Origin of the sequence: Marivivens aquimaris (assembly GCF_015220045.1) — a bacterium.
Classification (GTDB): domain Bacteria; phylum Pseudomonadota; class Alphaproteobacteria; order Rhodobacterales; family Rhodobacteraceae; genus Marivivens; species Marivivens aquimaris.
In genome coordinates this window covers 835,001-848,593 of sequence record NZ_JADBGB010000001.1, presented here as the reverse complement: position 1 = coordinate 848,593, position 13,593 = coordinate 835,001, and the positions used below count along the sequence as shown (strand labels likewise).

The 13,593-nt window shown below is 58.6% G+C and carries 11 protein-coding genes, 1 tRNA gene, 2 rRNA genes and 1 pseudogene (1 of these 15 running past the window's edge); 9 read left to right on the top strand and 6 right to left on the bottom strand.

What is annotated here, in order from left to right; translation table 11 throughout:
- Positions 1–24: 24 nt before the first annotated feature.
- Entirely contained in the window at positions 25–963 is a 939-nt protein-coding gene (locus tag IF204_RS04340; protein WP_228069061.1) for a helix-turn-helix domain-containing protein, read from the top strand.
- A 58-nt stretch (positions 964–1,021) separates the two neighbouring features.
- Here IF204_RS04340 and IF204_RS04335 read toward each other — a convergent pair whose 3' ends face one another.
- Both IF204_RS04335 and IF204_RS04330 read right to left on the bottom strand, forming a co-directional pair.
- Complete coding sequence (locus tag IF204_RS04335; protein ID WP_194094958.1) at positions 1,022–2,233, bottom strand: calcium-binding protein; 1,212 nt, start codon at positions 2,231–2,233, stop codon at positions 1,022–1,024.
- 240 nt (positions 2,234–2,473) lie between these two features.
- Positions 2,474–2,947 (bottom strand): YbaK/EbsC family protein, encoded by a 474-nt coding sequence (locus IF204_RS04330; protein WP_194094956.1) that lies wholly within the window; start codon positions 2,945–2,947, stop codon positions 2,474–2,476.
- Between the two features lie 377 nt (positions 2,948–3,324).
- Between IF204_RS04330 and ytfQ the strand changes: the two genes are divergently transcribed.
- From ytfQ to IF204_RS04305, 5 genes are all read left to right on the top strand, one after another.
- Complete coding sequence (ytfQ, locus tag IF204_RS04325) at positions 3,325–4,278, top strand: galactofuranose ABC transporter, galactofuranose-binding protein YtfQ (RefSeq protein WP_194094955.1); 954 nt, start codon at positions 3,325–3,327, stop codon at positions 4,276–4,278.
- A gap of 105 nt (positions 4,279–4,383) precedes the next feature.
- Complete coding sequence (locus IF204_RS04320; protein WP_228069059.1) at positions 4,384–5,904, top strand: sugar ABC transporter ATP-binding protein; 1,521 nt, start codon at positions 4,384–4,386, stop codon at positions 5,902–5,904.
- Positions 5,904–6,947, top strand: coding sequence for an ABC transporter permease (locus tag IF204_RS04315; protein ID WP_194094953.1), 1,044 nt, complete (start codon positions 5,904–5,906; stop codon positions 6,945–6,947). Before IF204_RS04320 ends, IF204_RS04315 begins: the two co-directional genes overlap by 1 nt.
- Positions 6,944–7,948, top strand: coding sequence for a galactofuranose ABC transporter, permease protein YjfF (gene yjfF, locus IF204_RS04310; protein WP_228069057.1), 1,005 nt, complete (start codon positions 6,944–6,946; stop codon positions 7,946–7,948). Before IF204_RS04315 ends, yjfF begins: the two co-directional genes overlap by 4 nt.
- Positions 7,945–8,664, top strand: coding sequence for a FadR/GntR family transcriptional regulator (locus IF204_RS04305; RefSeq protein ID WP_194094951.1), 720 nt, complete (start codon positions 7,945–7,947; stop codon positions 8,662–8,664). Before yjfF ends, IF204_RS04305 begins: the two co-directional genes overlap by 4 nt.
- Positions 8,665–8,916: 252 nt before the next feature.
- Here the strand turns inward: IF204_RS04305 and IF204_RS04300 are convergent, their stop codons facing one another.
- A complete protein-coding gene (locus tag IF204_RS04300) occupies positions 8,917–9,942 on the bottom strand; it encodes a LacI family DNA-binding transcriptional regulator (RefSeq protein ID WP_194094950.1) in 1,026 nt (341 codons plus the stop codon).
- Positions 9,943–10,059: 117 nt separating this feature from the next.
- On the opposite strand from IF204_RS04300, the gene IF204_RS04295 reads away from it, so the two are divergent.
- From IF204_RS04295 to IF204_RS04285, 3 genes and pseudogenes are all read left to right on the top strand, one after another.
- Positions 10,060–11,085 (top strand): tagatose kinase, encoded by a 1,026-nt coding sequence (locus IF204_RS04295; protein WP_228069055.1) that lies wholly within the window; start codon positions 10,060–10,062, stop codon positions 11,083–11,085.
- Complete coding sequence (locus IF204_RS04290) at positions 11,082–12,329, top strand: D-tagatose-bisphosphate aldolase, class II, non-catalytic subunit (protein ID WP_194094948.1); 1,248 nt, start codon at positions 11,082–11,084, stop codon at positions 12,327–12,329. The genes IF204_RS04295 and IF204_RS04290 overlap by 4 nt, the downstream gene beginning before the upstream one ends.
- Before the next feature lie 15 nt (positions 12,330–12,344).
- Positions 12,345–12,491: pseudogene (locus tag IF204_RS04285) on the top strand (PLP-dependent transferase); the annotation flags it as partial.
- Positions 12,492–12,599: 108 nt separating this feature from the next.
- Here the strand turns inward: IF204_RS04285 and IF204_RS04280 are convergent.
- The 3 genes from IF204_RS04280 to IF204_RS04270 form a co-directional block, all read right to left on the bottom strand.
- A tRNA-Met gene (locus tag IF204_RS04280) sits at positions 12,600–12,676 on the bottom strand.
- Between the two features lie 90 nt (positions 12,677–12,766).
- Positions 12,767–12,881, bottom strand: a 5S ribosomal RNA gene (rrf, locus tag IF204_RS04275).
- A 71-nt stretch (positions 12,882–12,952) separates the two neighbouring features.
- Positions 12,953–13,593 (bottom strand): 23S ribosomal RNA (locus IF204_RS04270); it runs 2,185 nt beyond the window's last position.

The window sequence follows — 13,593 nt, the reverse complement described above, 5'->3', positions numbered from 1 at the left end:
CATCATGCGCCGCATGGATGCCGATTGTTGTCGACTTCTGGCGATTTCCAATACTATTCTGGCGTCATGTCGCCGGATTACATGCTCAAGAGCGCAAGCCGAGAGGTATTGCCCCAGCGCGGCGATGTGTCGTGGCAGCGGCTCGACCGTCGTTTGGAACAGGGTATTCCGTTCAACTGGCACCACCATTCGGAGATGGAACTGACGTTGACGCTGAACTGCGTCGGGCAACGTTTCGTCGGTGATCATGTGTCCGGTTTCGGCGACGGAGACCTCGCTCTGGTCGGCTCGAACCTGCCCCACACATGGGCCTCTCAAGAACGGATCGACCCGTCGCTACCGTTCCTCGCCAAGGTCATCTGGTTCGATGCGGAGTGGCTCAAAGCCATAGGGCGGTCTGCGCCGGAGTTTTCGGCCCTGATGTCGTTCTGTGATCGCGCCCAGCGCGGGCTGCAGTTCTCGCAGGAAATGCAGTCGAAAGCCCGCCCCCTTATTGAGCGCCTTTTCGAGTTGCCGGTGCGTGAGGGGATCACGACTTTGCTGGAACTGCTACTGCTTCTGTCAAGAGACAATGGAGCAACCACGCTGTCGTCAATCGGCTTCCTCCAGAAATCCGAAGGCTACCCCGACCGGATGAACCGCGTCCTCGATCACGTCCACCGGCACTATGATCAGCCGATCACCATCGAGGCTCTGGCGGCAATCGCGGCGCTCAGTCCCTCGGGGCTGCACCGGATGTTCATCCGACATGTGGGCGTCAGCCTGTCGAGTTACCTCATCAACCTCAGGATCGGTGAAGCGTGTGCCCGACTTGCGGCGACTGATCTGCCTGTCGGGATCATCTCGCAAGACGTTGGTTATTCGTCGCAAGCGAACTTCAACCGCCATTTCCTGCGGATGCGGTCCGAAACCCCGAGCGCATATCGCAAACGGATCAGGGGGTCGGACCGGCGCCGACACTAACACCAGACAAGCGCCCCGCACTCACCGGTCGGGACGCTTCTGCGTTTCATCACTGACGTCAACCGAACTCGAAGTAGTCCCAGACCTGAGGCAGGAGGACCGCTTGGTCAAAGCTCATTGTAATGGTGTCGCCAGACTTCGCGAAGTGGACCACGAATTCACCGCCAGCCGTTTCCTGCGTGACGGTGATGCCACGATTGGACATTGCTGCTTCGATTTCGGACGCGCTGGCTGTGGAGGTGTCGACACTCACGCCATAGCCCTCCAGACGGATTACGTCGCCGCCGAAGCGCTCCATTGAAACGAAGTCGTCACCGCCTGCGCTCTTCTTTTCAAAGATGAAAACGTCCGCGTGGCCGCCGCCATACATGTAGTCGTCGCCGCCACCGTCGATGAAGGTGTCCATGCCGTCACCGCCAGAGAGCGCGTCATTGCCGCCCCCGCCAATCAGACGGTCATTGCCTGTGCCGCCCTGAAGCAGGTCATTGCCCCCACCGCCGGAGAGAACGTCGTTTCCGCCATCACCGGCAAGGCTGTCGTTGCCGCCTCCACCGATCAGTTTGTCCTTGCCCTCACCGCCGCTCAGTTGGTCACGTCCGCCGCCGCCAGACAGTTTATCATTGCCAGCGCCACCATCGAGCGTGTCGTTTCCGGCTTGTCCCACCAGTTTGTCGTTACCGCTGCCGCCAAAGATCTCGTCGTCGCCGCGGCCACCTCTGAGGATGTCTTTGCCGCCAAGACCCTCGATCACGTCGTCCTGCGCCGTGCCGTTGTATTTGTCTTTGCCGCTGGTGCCCGACCACCCGTCCTGGGTCGCGAATTCACCATTCACGAGCGGGTTCAGCGCGGCAAGATCCGCTTCGGTCCACGTTTCGACGAACTCCTTGACCGTCGGGCCTTCGCCGTTGAAATCGATAACGATCTTGTAGGAGTGCGGCGCAATAACGGTGACCTCTTCGATCTGGATATTCGCGGTGCTTTCCACCCATGCATCGCTATTTCCGATCTGGAAAAGCTGAAGCGGCTCCGGCCAATCGCCAACCAGATCGGCCGTCACCGATCCCGTAATATCGCTGTAATAGGTGAGCCGGAACGTATTCTCGGGCATGATCGTGGCGGGGGTCATTTCCGCCAACCCCGTGAGTTGATTGGCATCGAGATAACTAAAGTCGAACGCGGCGCCGCCGCCCGCGAAGAACAGCAAATCTACATCTTCGAGGGTGTATTCGATCAAACCGTTCAAGTCGGTCAGAGTCACTTCAACTGTCATGAAAATCGTTCCTACATAAGTCGTGAACAAAACTTGGGCAAAAGGATGTGAAGTGCCGATGAGATTGGCTGTTAGCCATTCTCCAATCAATATGTTTTGCGTGCGAGGAGGGTAACGTTTTCAACCATTGGGCGGGGCTTCGAGGGACAGTGATTTTTCCTCGGAGCTTGATCGCATCATGCCGCGCGCCCGCGCTCGAGAGCGTCAGGAGAACGGATAATTCTGAGTGGCGGGGAGCACTTACGCGCTGTTCAGCGGCAGAGCCTTCGCCTCGATCTTTGCCTTCAAAACGTCGGGCGCAACGCGAAAGACCGCATTCGGCGCACCAGCGGCGGCCCAGACCTCTTGGTACGACAGCAGCGTGTCGTCCATCCACGTCGCGATTGGCGCGAGGTGCCCGATTGGGGACACCCCGCCAATGGCAAAGCCGGTTTCTTCGCGAACGCGCTTGGGGTCGGCGCGTGTCAGCCCCTCGCCCACATGATCGCTGATGGTCGTGAGATCGACGTCGTGCGCGCCGCTCACAAGCAGCAGTTTTAATTCGCCGCTTTCCACGCCTTCGAAGATCATCGATTTGACGATCTGGCCAACTTCACACCCGCAGGCGTTCGCAGCATCGGCAGCCGTGCGCGTGCTATCCGGCATCCGGACAACCTCGACGTCGAGGCCCAGTGACTTGGCTGCTTCGTGCACTCGATTAACGCTTTTCGACATGTGGGACACCTTCTGGAAACGGTGCCAGACTGGCAAGTCGCGAGGGATTGTCAACAAGGTGCAGGGCGTTCGGCAAATGGGTGTTTTCGCACCAGATGAGGGGCTTTGAATCAGGCGCGTGGCGCGTGCGATCTGGTGCGTAGCGCTGCTCGGGACAGAGGCGAATCGTGGCTTCGACTTTGCCCGCATGAGGTGCGTCGCAGAAGGTCGTTCGATCGGCAGGTCATTAGGACACGTGGCAACTCTCACCCGCAAAACATTGATAATGCGCGCACAATTCCGCGCCTCAACCAGACACACGCCAAGATTGCCAAAACTAATAAAATAATACTTAATAGCCTCCACGGAGTTAGGAGAAGGCTCCAAGGGAGGAATTTATGAAACTTAAAACTGTACTTTTAGCGACCGCTATTGCCTCTGCGCCCATCGCCGCGATTGCTGCGGATATGACCATCGGATTCAGCCAGATCGGCTCGGAATCCGGTTGGCGTGCTGCCGAAACCACCGTGACCCGTCTCGAAGCTGAAGAGCGCGGCATCGAACTCAAATTCGCCGATGCGCAGCAGAAGCAGGAGAACCAGATCAAGGCGATCCGTAGCTTCATTGCTCAGGGCGTCGATGCGATCCTGATCGCGCCGGTTGTTGCGACCGGCTGGGACGAGGTGCTCGAAGAAGCGCAGGATGCCGAGATTCCGGTCGTCCTGCTCGACCGTACCGTGGATGCCGACGAGTCGCTCTATCTGACCGCCGTGACGTCCGACCTCGTTCACGAAGGTCAGGTTGCCGGTGAATGGCTCGCAACCGAAATGGACGGCGCCGATTGCCGTATCGTCGAACTTCAGGGCACGACTGGCTCCTCACCTGCCATCGACCGTAAAAGCGGTTTCGAACAAGGCATCGCCGGACACGATAACCTCGAAATCGTCCGCTCGCAGACCGGTGACTTCACCCGCGCGCAGGGCAAGGTCGTGATGGAGAGCTTCCTCAAGGCCGAGGGTGGCGAGAACATTTGCGCGCTTTACGCCCACAACGATGACATGGCCGTCGGCGCGATCCAGGCGATCAAAGAGGCCGGCCTGACCCCGGGCGAAGACATCAAGATCGTCGCCATCGACGCCGTTCCGGATGCGCACCTTGCCATTGCCAACGGCGAGATGAACGCGACCATCGAACTGACGCCGAACATGGCGGGTCCGGCTCTGGACGCACTCGAAGCCTATTTGGCTGACGGCACCGAGCCTGCGAAGTGGATCCAGACGGAATCCAAGTTGTTCACTGCGGCTGACGACAACCAAGCGATCTACGAAATGAAGAAAGACCTTGGTTACTAAGGCTCTCCCGGAGGTGCGTTAGCACCCAACTGCTGACCGGCCTTTCCCATCGGGCCGGTCAGTATTTTCGTCAGAAGAAGACCGGTCAGCCTCTAGGATTTCCGTATGAACGACATGACGCCATCGCTCGCAGCACCGATGCTGCACGCACGAGGCATTTCGAAATTTTTTCCCGGTACGATTGCTTTGGACGATGTGGAACTCGTTCTGCATGCTGGCGAAGTTCATGCCCTGCTGGGTGAGAACGGCGCGGGGAAATCCACGCTGATCAAATGCCTGACTGGCGCCTATCGGCGTGACGGCGGTGTGATTGTCCTCGACGGTGAAGAGGTCGCGCCAGAGTCTACTGCGGCCAGCCAGAAGCTTGGCATTGGCACCGTCTACCAAGAGGTCAATCTGCTGCCGAACCTGACCGTGGCCGAGAACTTATTCCTCGGTCGGCAGCCGATGCGCGGGCCGTTTCTGGCGCGCCGAAAGATGAATACCGAAGCGCGTGACGTGCTGGCGAGCTACGGGTTGGACATAGACCCCGCAGAGCCGCTTTCGGCCTACTCGGTCGCGATCCAGCAGGTCGTCGCCATCGCACGCGCGGTAGAGATGTCCGGCAAGGTTCTGATCCTTGATGAGCCGACCGCGAGCTTGGACCGCGATGAGGTCGCGCTTCTATTTGGCGTGATCCGTCAGCTAACCGCCCGAGGACTGGCGGTGGTGTTCATCACCCACTTCCTCGACCAGGTTTTCGAGATTTCGGACCGCGCGACGATCCTGCGCAACGGGCGCGTCGTGGACAGCTGCATCATCCGCGATGTCACGCAGCGGGATATCGTCACGATGATGCTGGGGCGTCAGCTTGAATCCCGCGTCGAGCGCAAAACGGTCGCTCCGGCCGGCAAGGCGCTGGTCGAGTTCAAGGGCCTGACCAAACGCGGCATGATCGAGCCGTTCGATCTGACCGTCCGCGAAGGAGAGGTCGTCGGGCTTGCCGGCCTCCTCGGCTCCGGTCGTTCCGAGACTTGCAACCTGATCTTCGGCGTTGTCGCAGCGGACGAAGGTGAAACGCACCTGCGGGGGCGGCCCGTATCCGTCAACCGTCCGCGAGATGCCGTAGCGCAGCGCTTTGCCCTCTGCCCCGAAGATCGCAAGGTCGACGGGATCGTTGGCGATCTGTCGGTGCGCGATAATATCATCATCGCCCTTCAAGCCCGCCAAGGCTGGATGAAGCCGATACCCCGCGCGAAAGTTCAGGAGATCGCCGAACGCTACGTGCGTGCGTTGGATATCCGCTTGGCCTCTTTGGACATGCCGATCCGCTTGCTGTCTGGCGGCAACCAGCAAAAGGCCCTCCTCGCCCGCTGGCTGGCGACGAACCCCGATTTCCTGATCCTTGATGAACCCACACGCGGCATCGACGTCGGGGCGCATGCAGAGATTATCGCTCTCATCGACCAGCTTCGCGCCGATGGGATGGCGCTGCTTGTGGCGTCGTCCGAACTTGAGGAACTGGTCGCCTACTCTACCCGCGTCGTGGTGCTGCGCGACCGCAAACAGGTCGGCGAACTGAACGGCGACGAGATCACGCCGGACAACATCGTGCGCGCCATCGCAGACGAAAAAGAGGACGCCTGATGGGACCGAAACCTTCGCTTCTGAAACGGATCCTGCCGCAGCTTATCATCCTCGCGGCGGCACTTCTGCTGAACGTCATCGTCTTTCCGGATTTCTTCCAGATCGACTTCCGCAATGGCCGAATTTTCGGCAACCTCATCGACGTTCTGAACCGCGGCGCGCCCGTCGCATTGCTGTGCATCGGCATGACGCTCGTCATCGCGACCAAAGGCATCGACCTGTCGGTCGGCGCGGTCATGGCGATCTCGGGCGCAGTCGCGGCGTCAACAGTGGTCGAAGGACATGGCTGGGGCACGGCGCTTCTGGCCGCACTGCTTGCGGGCGGTCTTTGCGGGTTGTGGAACGGGTTTCTTGTAGCGGTGCTACGCATCCAGCCCATCGTCGCGACGCTTGTGCTGATGGTGGCCGGACGCGGGATTGCACAGCTGGTAACCGAAGGCAAAATCCTGACGTTCTCGAACGAGGGTCTGATCCAGCTCGGTTCCGGCACGGTCTTCGGTTTGCCGACGCCGATCCTGATTTGGGTCGCATTGGGAGCGTTGGTGACATTTGTCGTCCGCCGCTCGGCCCTCGGGATGCTGATCGAAGCCATCGGCATTAACGAGCGCTCGTCCCGCTTGGCCGGTATCAACAGCCGAGTACTGCTGGTCTGCGTCTACCTTCTGACCGGCCTTTGCGCTGCTCTCGCCGGTGTCATCGTTGCAGCTGACATCAAAGGCGCGGACGCCAATAACGCCGGGCTTTGGTTGGAGCTTGATGCGATCCTCGCGGTCGTGATCGGAGGCAATTCGCTCCTTGGCGGAAGGTTCTCTATCGTCGCGTCGCTGCTTGGTGCGCTGATCATCCAGTCCATCAATTCGGTGATCCTGCTGTCGGGAATGCCGCCGGAGTTCAATCTGGTGATCAAGGCGGCCCTGATCCTGACCATCCTCGTGATCCAGTCGCCCCGTATCGGGAACCTGATCTATCTGATCCGCGCCACCGGTCCGCAACCGCAGCCCGAAGCTACCCGAGCACGTCCCAAGAAAGAGGCCACCCAATGATCCGCGCGACCCATCTTCCGCTTTTGGTGACCCTCGGAACATTCGTTCTGGCCTACGCCCTTTGCGGCTACGCCTACCCCGCGATGCTGTCGACGCGGGTGATCGCGAACCTGCTGACGGACAACGCATTCATCGGCATTGCGGCGGTCGGTATGACGTTTGTCATCCTGTCGGGCGGTATCGACCTGTCGATCGGTTCGATCATCGCTTTCACCGGCGTTTTCCTGGCCGTTATCCTGCGCGATACCTCGCTGCATCCGCTGGTCGCATTCGCCATCGTACTGACGCTGACCACCTGCTTTGGGGCCGCGATGGGAGCGACTATTCACTACCTCGAAATGCCGCCCTTCATCGTGACCTTGGCTGGAATGTTCCTCGCGCGCGGTGCGGCCTACGTTTTGTCGACCGAAAGCGTCCCGATCACGCACGAGTTCTACGACACGCTTCAGGGCCTTTACTGGAAAGTCGACGGTGCCCGCTTCCGCCTGATTGGCGGCGTGATGGTGCTGACGTTTATCGCGGGCATCCTTGTGGCGCACCGCACCCGCTTCGGTCAGAACGTCTATGCGCTCGGCGGCGGTGAACAGGCTGCAAAGCTGATGGGCGTTCCTGTCGCGCAGACCACGATCGGCATTTATGCCTTGTCCGGAGGGCTCGCGGGGCTTTCAGGGATCGTCTTCTCGCTTTATACATCGGCCGGCTATTCGTTGGCGACTGTGGGCGTTGAACTCGACGCGATCGCAGCGGTCGTGATCGGCGGCACGCTTTTGACTGGTGGATATGGTTTTGTCGCGGGGACGTTTTTCGGCATCCTCATTATGGGACTTATTCAGACGTACATCGTCTTCGACGGCACCCTGTCGAGTTGGTGGACGAAAATCGTCATCGGAGGGCTGCTGTTCGCATTCATCCTCCTACAGAAAGGATTGATGTGGGCGACGCAGGCAAAAGCGGGGCAGGCAAAACGAAAGAAAGCTACTGGCTTCGCCGCTCATTCATGACACTCATCCAATCCGGAGGCGTGGCGGAGCGTGCGTCGAACCACACGGCCTTCGTGGTGGACCAGATCGGCCGCGCCATCGTAGCTGGCGAATATCCGGCGGAGACGATGATCCCGCTCGATCCGGACCTGTGCGAGATGTTTGGCGTGTCGCGCACTGTAGTGCGCGAGGCGAAGAAGACGCTGATTGCCAAGGGTATGATCCAGTCAAAGGCCAAGGTCGGCACCCATGTGCGCCGCGCCGATGACTGGAACATGTTCGATGAGGATGTTCTGCGCTGGCACGCCACGGCCCGCAATCCGACGCGGTTCTTTGAAGAGCTCTACGAGATCCGGATGATCTTCGAGCCCGCGGCCGCCGCCCAAGCAGCGGGCCGCGTCAATCAGGTCGAGCTGGACGAGTTGCACGCTCTCTGCGACCGATTGGCAACCGCAGACAGCCGCACCGATTTCGCACTGGCCGACTACGAGTTTCACAAGCAGGTCCTGCGCCTGTCCGGCAATCGCTTCCTCCAGTCGCTTGGTGACCTCGTGCAGACGGCGCTCTACTCGCTGTTCATGGCCGAGCATATCGGCGACTTTTCTGATCGCCGCGAGACCGTCGCCAAACGTCACCGCGCCATCGTCTCGGCCATCGCCTCGGGTGCTCCGACAGAGGCGCGAGAAGCGATGAGCCAGGTGATCCACGATGGCTATGCCAACGTAATGCACAGGTAGAATTTGCGCCGGGCATCGTGGTCCTGCACCTGAATTTTCAGGCTTTCGGCAATCTATACGCCCAACATCAACGCCACTAGCTTTTCACGGCTCAAGCGATGGATCATTAGCGCGCCGATGCCGCCACGTGTTTGCATGCGGTTTTCATCCATTTCCTCCCTCGGTGCTGAAAGACCACGGTGAGAAACGAGGACATCTCAACTTCGCATCAATATTTTTACGCGCGATAATTTTTCGACCTACCACGACCTATCAGGCCGAGTCCCGCATGATCAGTCGCGCTCCCAGCCTCTGGATTGCTGGAACGGCATCCCTATTTTCCCCTTCAATGAGCGCAAACAGGGACTCAACGCTCCGCTCTGCAATCGCCGTGTAGTCCTGCGCGACGGTGGTCAGCGGCGGGCAGGTAAAGCGCGCCAGCGGGTGATCGTCATGACCAGCAATACGCATAGCACAGCCAGCTCCGCGCCCGACCCGCAATCCTTTGGAGTACGCCGCAGCCAGTAACCCGATCGCCATACGGTCGTTTGCGCACAAGACAGTGCTGGACGTGAATTCGCGATTCGAGATCAGGCGAAGGCCTTCCTCGTAGCCGAGCTCTTCAAAGTTCCAGCTCGACCCCAAGATCGGCACAACACGCGGCTCATGGCCGAGGCGCTCCATTGCGGCAACATAGGCGTCCCGGCGTTCCGACGCGTTCAGATTGACCGCTGGCATGTCTAGGAAACAGGGCGGCTCGCCAGTGCGGCAGAGATACTCGACGATCAATCCTATTGAGTTGAAATTATCATTTCCTACAAAGACTTGCCCGACATCGAGGTAACTATCGAACAGTACTGTCGGGGCCTCATCCGCGAACTGGCGCAAGCGCTCGACATCGCTCGGTTCACCCAATGGCGCAATCACCGCACCAGCCAACCTCAACGTGCGCAGGGTGTCCAGCGCAGCCAGTTCCTGCTCTGTCTCGCCGTGCGACGAAATAACGATCGGCCAGTACCCTGCAACAGTGCAGCGCATTTCCACATGGCGCACGACTTCAGCAAAAAAGGGATCAGCGATGGTCGGTACGACGATCCCGATATTGCGGGTAGAGCGCCGGTTCTGGTTCATCGCGAATAGGTTCGGTCGGTAGTCATATTTGTCGAGAGCAGCCTCGATGCGCTCGCGCGTCGAGCCCCTGACCCTCCTCGGGTTGTTGAAGTACTTCGAAAGGGTCGGACGGGAGATGCCACTCACTGTAGCAAACTCGTCCATATTGCGGATCTTTTTCTCTTCCATCTTCAATCCCTTTCCTCGGGCGGGACCATTTACTTGCCGCAAGTAGATAAAGATTGCCACGACGCACCGCAAAACGGAACATTTTATTTACGCGCGTAAACTTATAGATTAACTTCGATGCCTGTGGATGGCGCCAAAACGGTGACGATCCGCGAGCGTATTCGCGCCACCGATAAGCGCAGGGAAGGTTCGGGTATGGGTAAAATCGTGGTTATTGGCGAGATTCTCGTTGAGATCATGGCCGACACCATCGGCGATGGGTTTAAAGACCCCATTGCGATGACAGGCCCCTATCCGTCCGGCGCGCCAGCCATTTTTATCGATCAAGTGGCACGCATGGGCGCGGAGTGCGCCATTGTATCGACGGTCGGGGACGACGACTTCGGTCGGCTCAATATTGAACGGTTGGCGTCAGACGGCGTGGATATCTCAGGAATAGCGATCGATCAGGACCGTCCGACCGGTTCGGCCTTCGTCAGATATAGAAGTGACGGGTCAAGGGACTTCGTTTTCAATATCCGTCATTCAGCCAGCGGGCTGCTGCCCGAGAGTGAAGCAGCGCAACGCGTTCTGGATGACGCAACGCACCTCCACGTCATGGGCTCGTCACTTTCGAGCCCATCCTTCGTAGAGATGAACTTGAAAGCAGCGCGAGGGGTCAAGGAGCGCGGTGGGACAATCTCGTTCGACCCTAACCTTCGTAAAGAGATCCTCTCATCCCCCGGTTTGGCCGAAGCGATGAAAGAGTTCGTCACGCTGACCGACGTCTTTCTTCCCTCCGGCGCCGAACTGACATTGCTGACATCAGCACAAAACGACTTGGACGCGGTCGCGGAGCTCCTTGCGCTCGGCGTCAAAGTCATCGTCCACAAAATGGGCGCAGAGGGGGTGCAGTATTATGACGCCAACACCAGCAAATTCATCGCGCCCTATATCGTCGACGAGGTCGACCCGACTGGTGCGGGCGACTGCTTTGGCGGAGCCTTCGTCGCCCTATGGTGCGCCGGAACGGACGTTTCCGATGCCCTGAACGTTGCCGCGGCAGCAGGCGCCCATGCTGTGACCAAGCGAGGCCCGATGGAGGGCGCCGCGACCTATGAAACCCTTGTCGAATTTATGAAATCCAAAGAGAGAGCCGTATGACCCATCCTCTCCGTTCGATCCCGGCAGCTTTCCATTCCGGAAAGCCGCTTGGCATCACGTCCGTTTGCTCGGCCCATCCCGTTGTCATTGAGGCTGCGCTATCGTTGGCAAAAGAAACCGGTCGCCCTGCCCTGATTGAGGCGACATGCAACCAAGTCAATCACGAAGGCGGCTACACGGGCATGACGCCATCCGACTTCCGGTCCTTCGTCGAGGAGATCGCGCAAAAGGTCGGTATCTCTATGGACAACGTGATCCTCGGCGGCGACCACTTGGGCCCGAACCCGTGGAAATCGCTTCCCGCCGAGGACGCCATGACAAAAGCCGAAGCCATGATTGCGGCCTTCTCCGCTGCGGGCTTTACGAAACTCCACCTCGATTGCTCGATGGGCTGCGCAGGTGAGCCCGTCGCTCTGGATGACGACACAACGGCGTCGCGCGCCGCGCGGCTTGCTGCCGTAGCCGAAGCCAATAAAACGGACAGAGACCCTGTGTACGTTATCGGCACCGAAGTCCCCGTGCCTGGCGGCGCACTTGATGAGCTACACGAGCTGGCTGTGACGACCACCGACGCGGTATCAAAAACCTACGCGGTCCATAAGACTGCGTTTGCAGAGCAAGACCAGCAAAGTGCCTTTGACCGCGTCATCGGTATGGTCGTGCAGCCTGGGGTGGAGTTTGGCCACTCGGACGTCATAAAGTTCGTCCCATCAAACGCGTCCGGTCTGACCGACTACCTAAAGTCGTTGCCAATGATCGTATTCGAGGCGCACTCGACCGACTACCAAAGCGAAGAAGCACTGGCTGCGCTGGTACAGGGCGGCTTCTCCATTCTGAAAGTCGGCCCTTGGCTGACGTTTGCTCTGCGCGAAGCGCTCTATGGCCTTGATGCGATTGCTGACGTTATGGACGGATATGCGCCGAAGAACCGGCTGATGTCGGCATTGGAAAACACGATGCTGCAGCGTCCCGACAACTGGTCGAAGTACTACGAAGGCTCCGACGAAGACCTCTTTTACCAGCGCCACTTCAGCTACTCTGATCGCATCCGCTATTATTGGCCGACTGAGGACGCGTCCGAAGCCGTGTCAGCCCTCAAGTCGCGCTTCGCTGGCCGAACTATCCCCGAGCCGCTTCTTTCGCAGTATCTGCCAAATGTGACCGCAAAGCATTTTGATGAAGCCTTGTTAGAAGCCGTACAAAATGTGCTTAAGGTCTATGACGAAGCCACGCTTTCAAAATAACTGGCTTGGCCGATGGCCTCGACCACGCACCGTCAGCTGGAAGAAGATCAGCAAATCAAAGCTGGAGCTGGTCCGAACGTTGTGCGGATATCGATCGGGATCGAGGATGTTCAGGATATTATCGCGGATCTTGATCAGGGTTTGAGTGCTGCGACAGCCTGATTAACGTGCCTTTTGGGCCATCGGAACGGTGGCCCAAGGGGTAGTGTGGCACCAACGCAAAGAACCCCGCGTTTTGCGGGGCGATACGGCATTTGTTATCATGGGATTTGGTTGCGGGGGTAGGATTTGAACCTACGACCTTCAGGTTATGAGCCTGACGAGCTACCGGGCTGCTCCACCCCGCGTTGGGTGTGTAAACACTTATCCCTTTTTTAGCGAAGCTGCTTATGGGGATATTAGATTGATATGTTTAGAGAGAATTTGGTTCTTACTAGGTCTGGCGGTGACTTACTCTCCCACGTCTTAAGACGCAGTACCATCAGCGCAACGGCACTTAACGGCCGGGTTCGGAAAGGGACCGGGTGTTTTGCTCGTGCTATAGCCACCAGACCGAGAAAGAACCAAGATTTCCAAGTGAAGTACGTTTTTAGTATGTTTCTGAAGCGTTGCTGTTTCTGGAACAGATCAAGCCTATCGGACGATTAGTACCGGTCAACTGAATGCATTGCTGCACTTACATCTCCGGCCTATTGACGTGGTGGTCTACCACGGTCCTCAGGGATACCTTGTTTTGAGGGGGGCTTCCCGCTTAGATGCCTTCAGCGGTTATCCTGTCCGATCATAGCTACCCAGCACTGCCGTTGGCACGACAACTGGTCCACCAGTGGATCGTTCACCCCGGTCCTCTCGTACTAGGGGCAACTCCTCTCAAGTATCCTACACCCACGGAAGATAGGGACCGAACTGTCTCACGACGTTCTAAACCCAGCTCACGTACCTCTTTAAATGGCGAACAGCCATACCCTTGGGACCTGCTCCAGCCCCAGGATGAGATGAGCCGACATCGAGGTGCCAAACGATGCCGTCGATATGGACTCTTGGGCATCATCAGCCTGTTATCCCCAGCGTACCTTTTATCCGTTGAGCGATGGCCCTTCCACTCGGGACCACCGGATCACTATGGCCGACTTTCGTCTCTGCTCGACTTGTCAGTCTTGCAGTCAGGCTGGCTTATGCCATTGCACTCAACGAGCGATTTCCGACCGCTCTGAGCCAACCTTCGCGCGCCTCCGTTACTGTTTGGGAGGCGACCGCCCCAGTC

What these genes read in the sequence shown, in the direction of transcription:
- IF204_RS04320 (WP_228069059.1), top strand. Translation starts at nt 4,384, where the DNA reads ATGAACGACATGACGCCATCGCTCGCAGCACCGATGCTGCACGCACGA.
- ytfQ (WP_194094955.1), top strand. Translation starts at nt 3,325, where the DNA reads ATGAAACTTAAAACTGTACTTTTAGCGACCGCTATTGCCTCTGCGCCC.
- IF204_RS04305 (WP_194094951.1), top strand. Translation starts at nt 7,945, where the DNA reads ATGACACTCATCCAATCCGGAGGCGTGGCGGAGCGTGCGTCGAACCAC.
- IF204_RS04335 (WP_194094958.1), bottom strand. Translation starts at nt 2,233, where the DNA reads ATGACAGTTGAAGTGACTCTGACCGACTTGAACGGTTTGATCGAATAC.
- IF204_RS04290 (WP_194094948.1), top strand. Translation starts at nt 11,082, where the DNA reads ATGACCCATCCTCTCCGTTCGATCCCGGCAGCTTTCCATTCCGGAAAG.
- IF204_RS04300 (WP_194094950.1), bottom strand. Translation starts at nt 9,942, where the DNA reads ATGGAAGAGAAAAAGATCCGCAATATGGACGAGTTTGCTACAGTGAGT.
- IF204_RS04295 (WP_228069055.1), top strand. Translation starts at nt 10,060, where the DNA reads ATGCCTGTGGATGGCGCCAAAACGGTGACGATCCGCGAGCGTATTCGC.
- IF204_RS04330 (WP_194094956.1), bottom strand. Translation starts at nt 2,947, where the DNA reads ATGTCGAAAAGCGTTAATCGAGTGCACGAAGCAGCCAAGTCACTGGGC.
- IF204_RS04315 (WP_194094953.1), top strand. Translation starts at nt 5,904, where the DNA reads ATGGGACCGAAACCTTCGCTTCTGAAACGGATCCTGCCGCAGCTTATC.
- yjfF (WP_228069057.1), top strand. Translation starts at nt 6,944, where the DNA reads ATGATCCGCGCGACCCATCTTCCGCTTTTGGTGACCCTCGGAACATTC.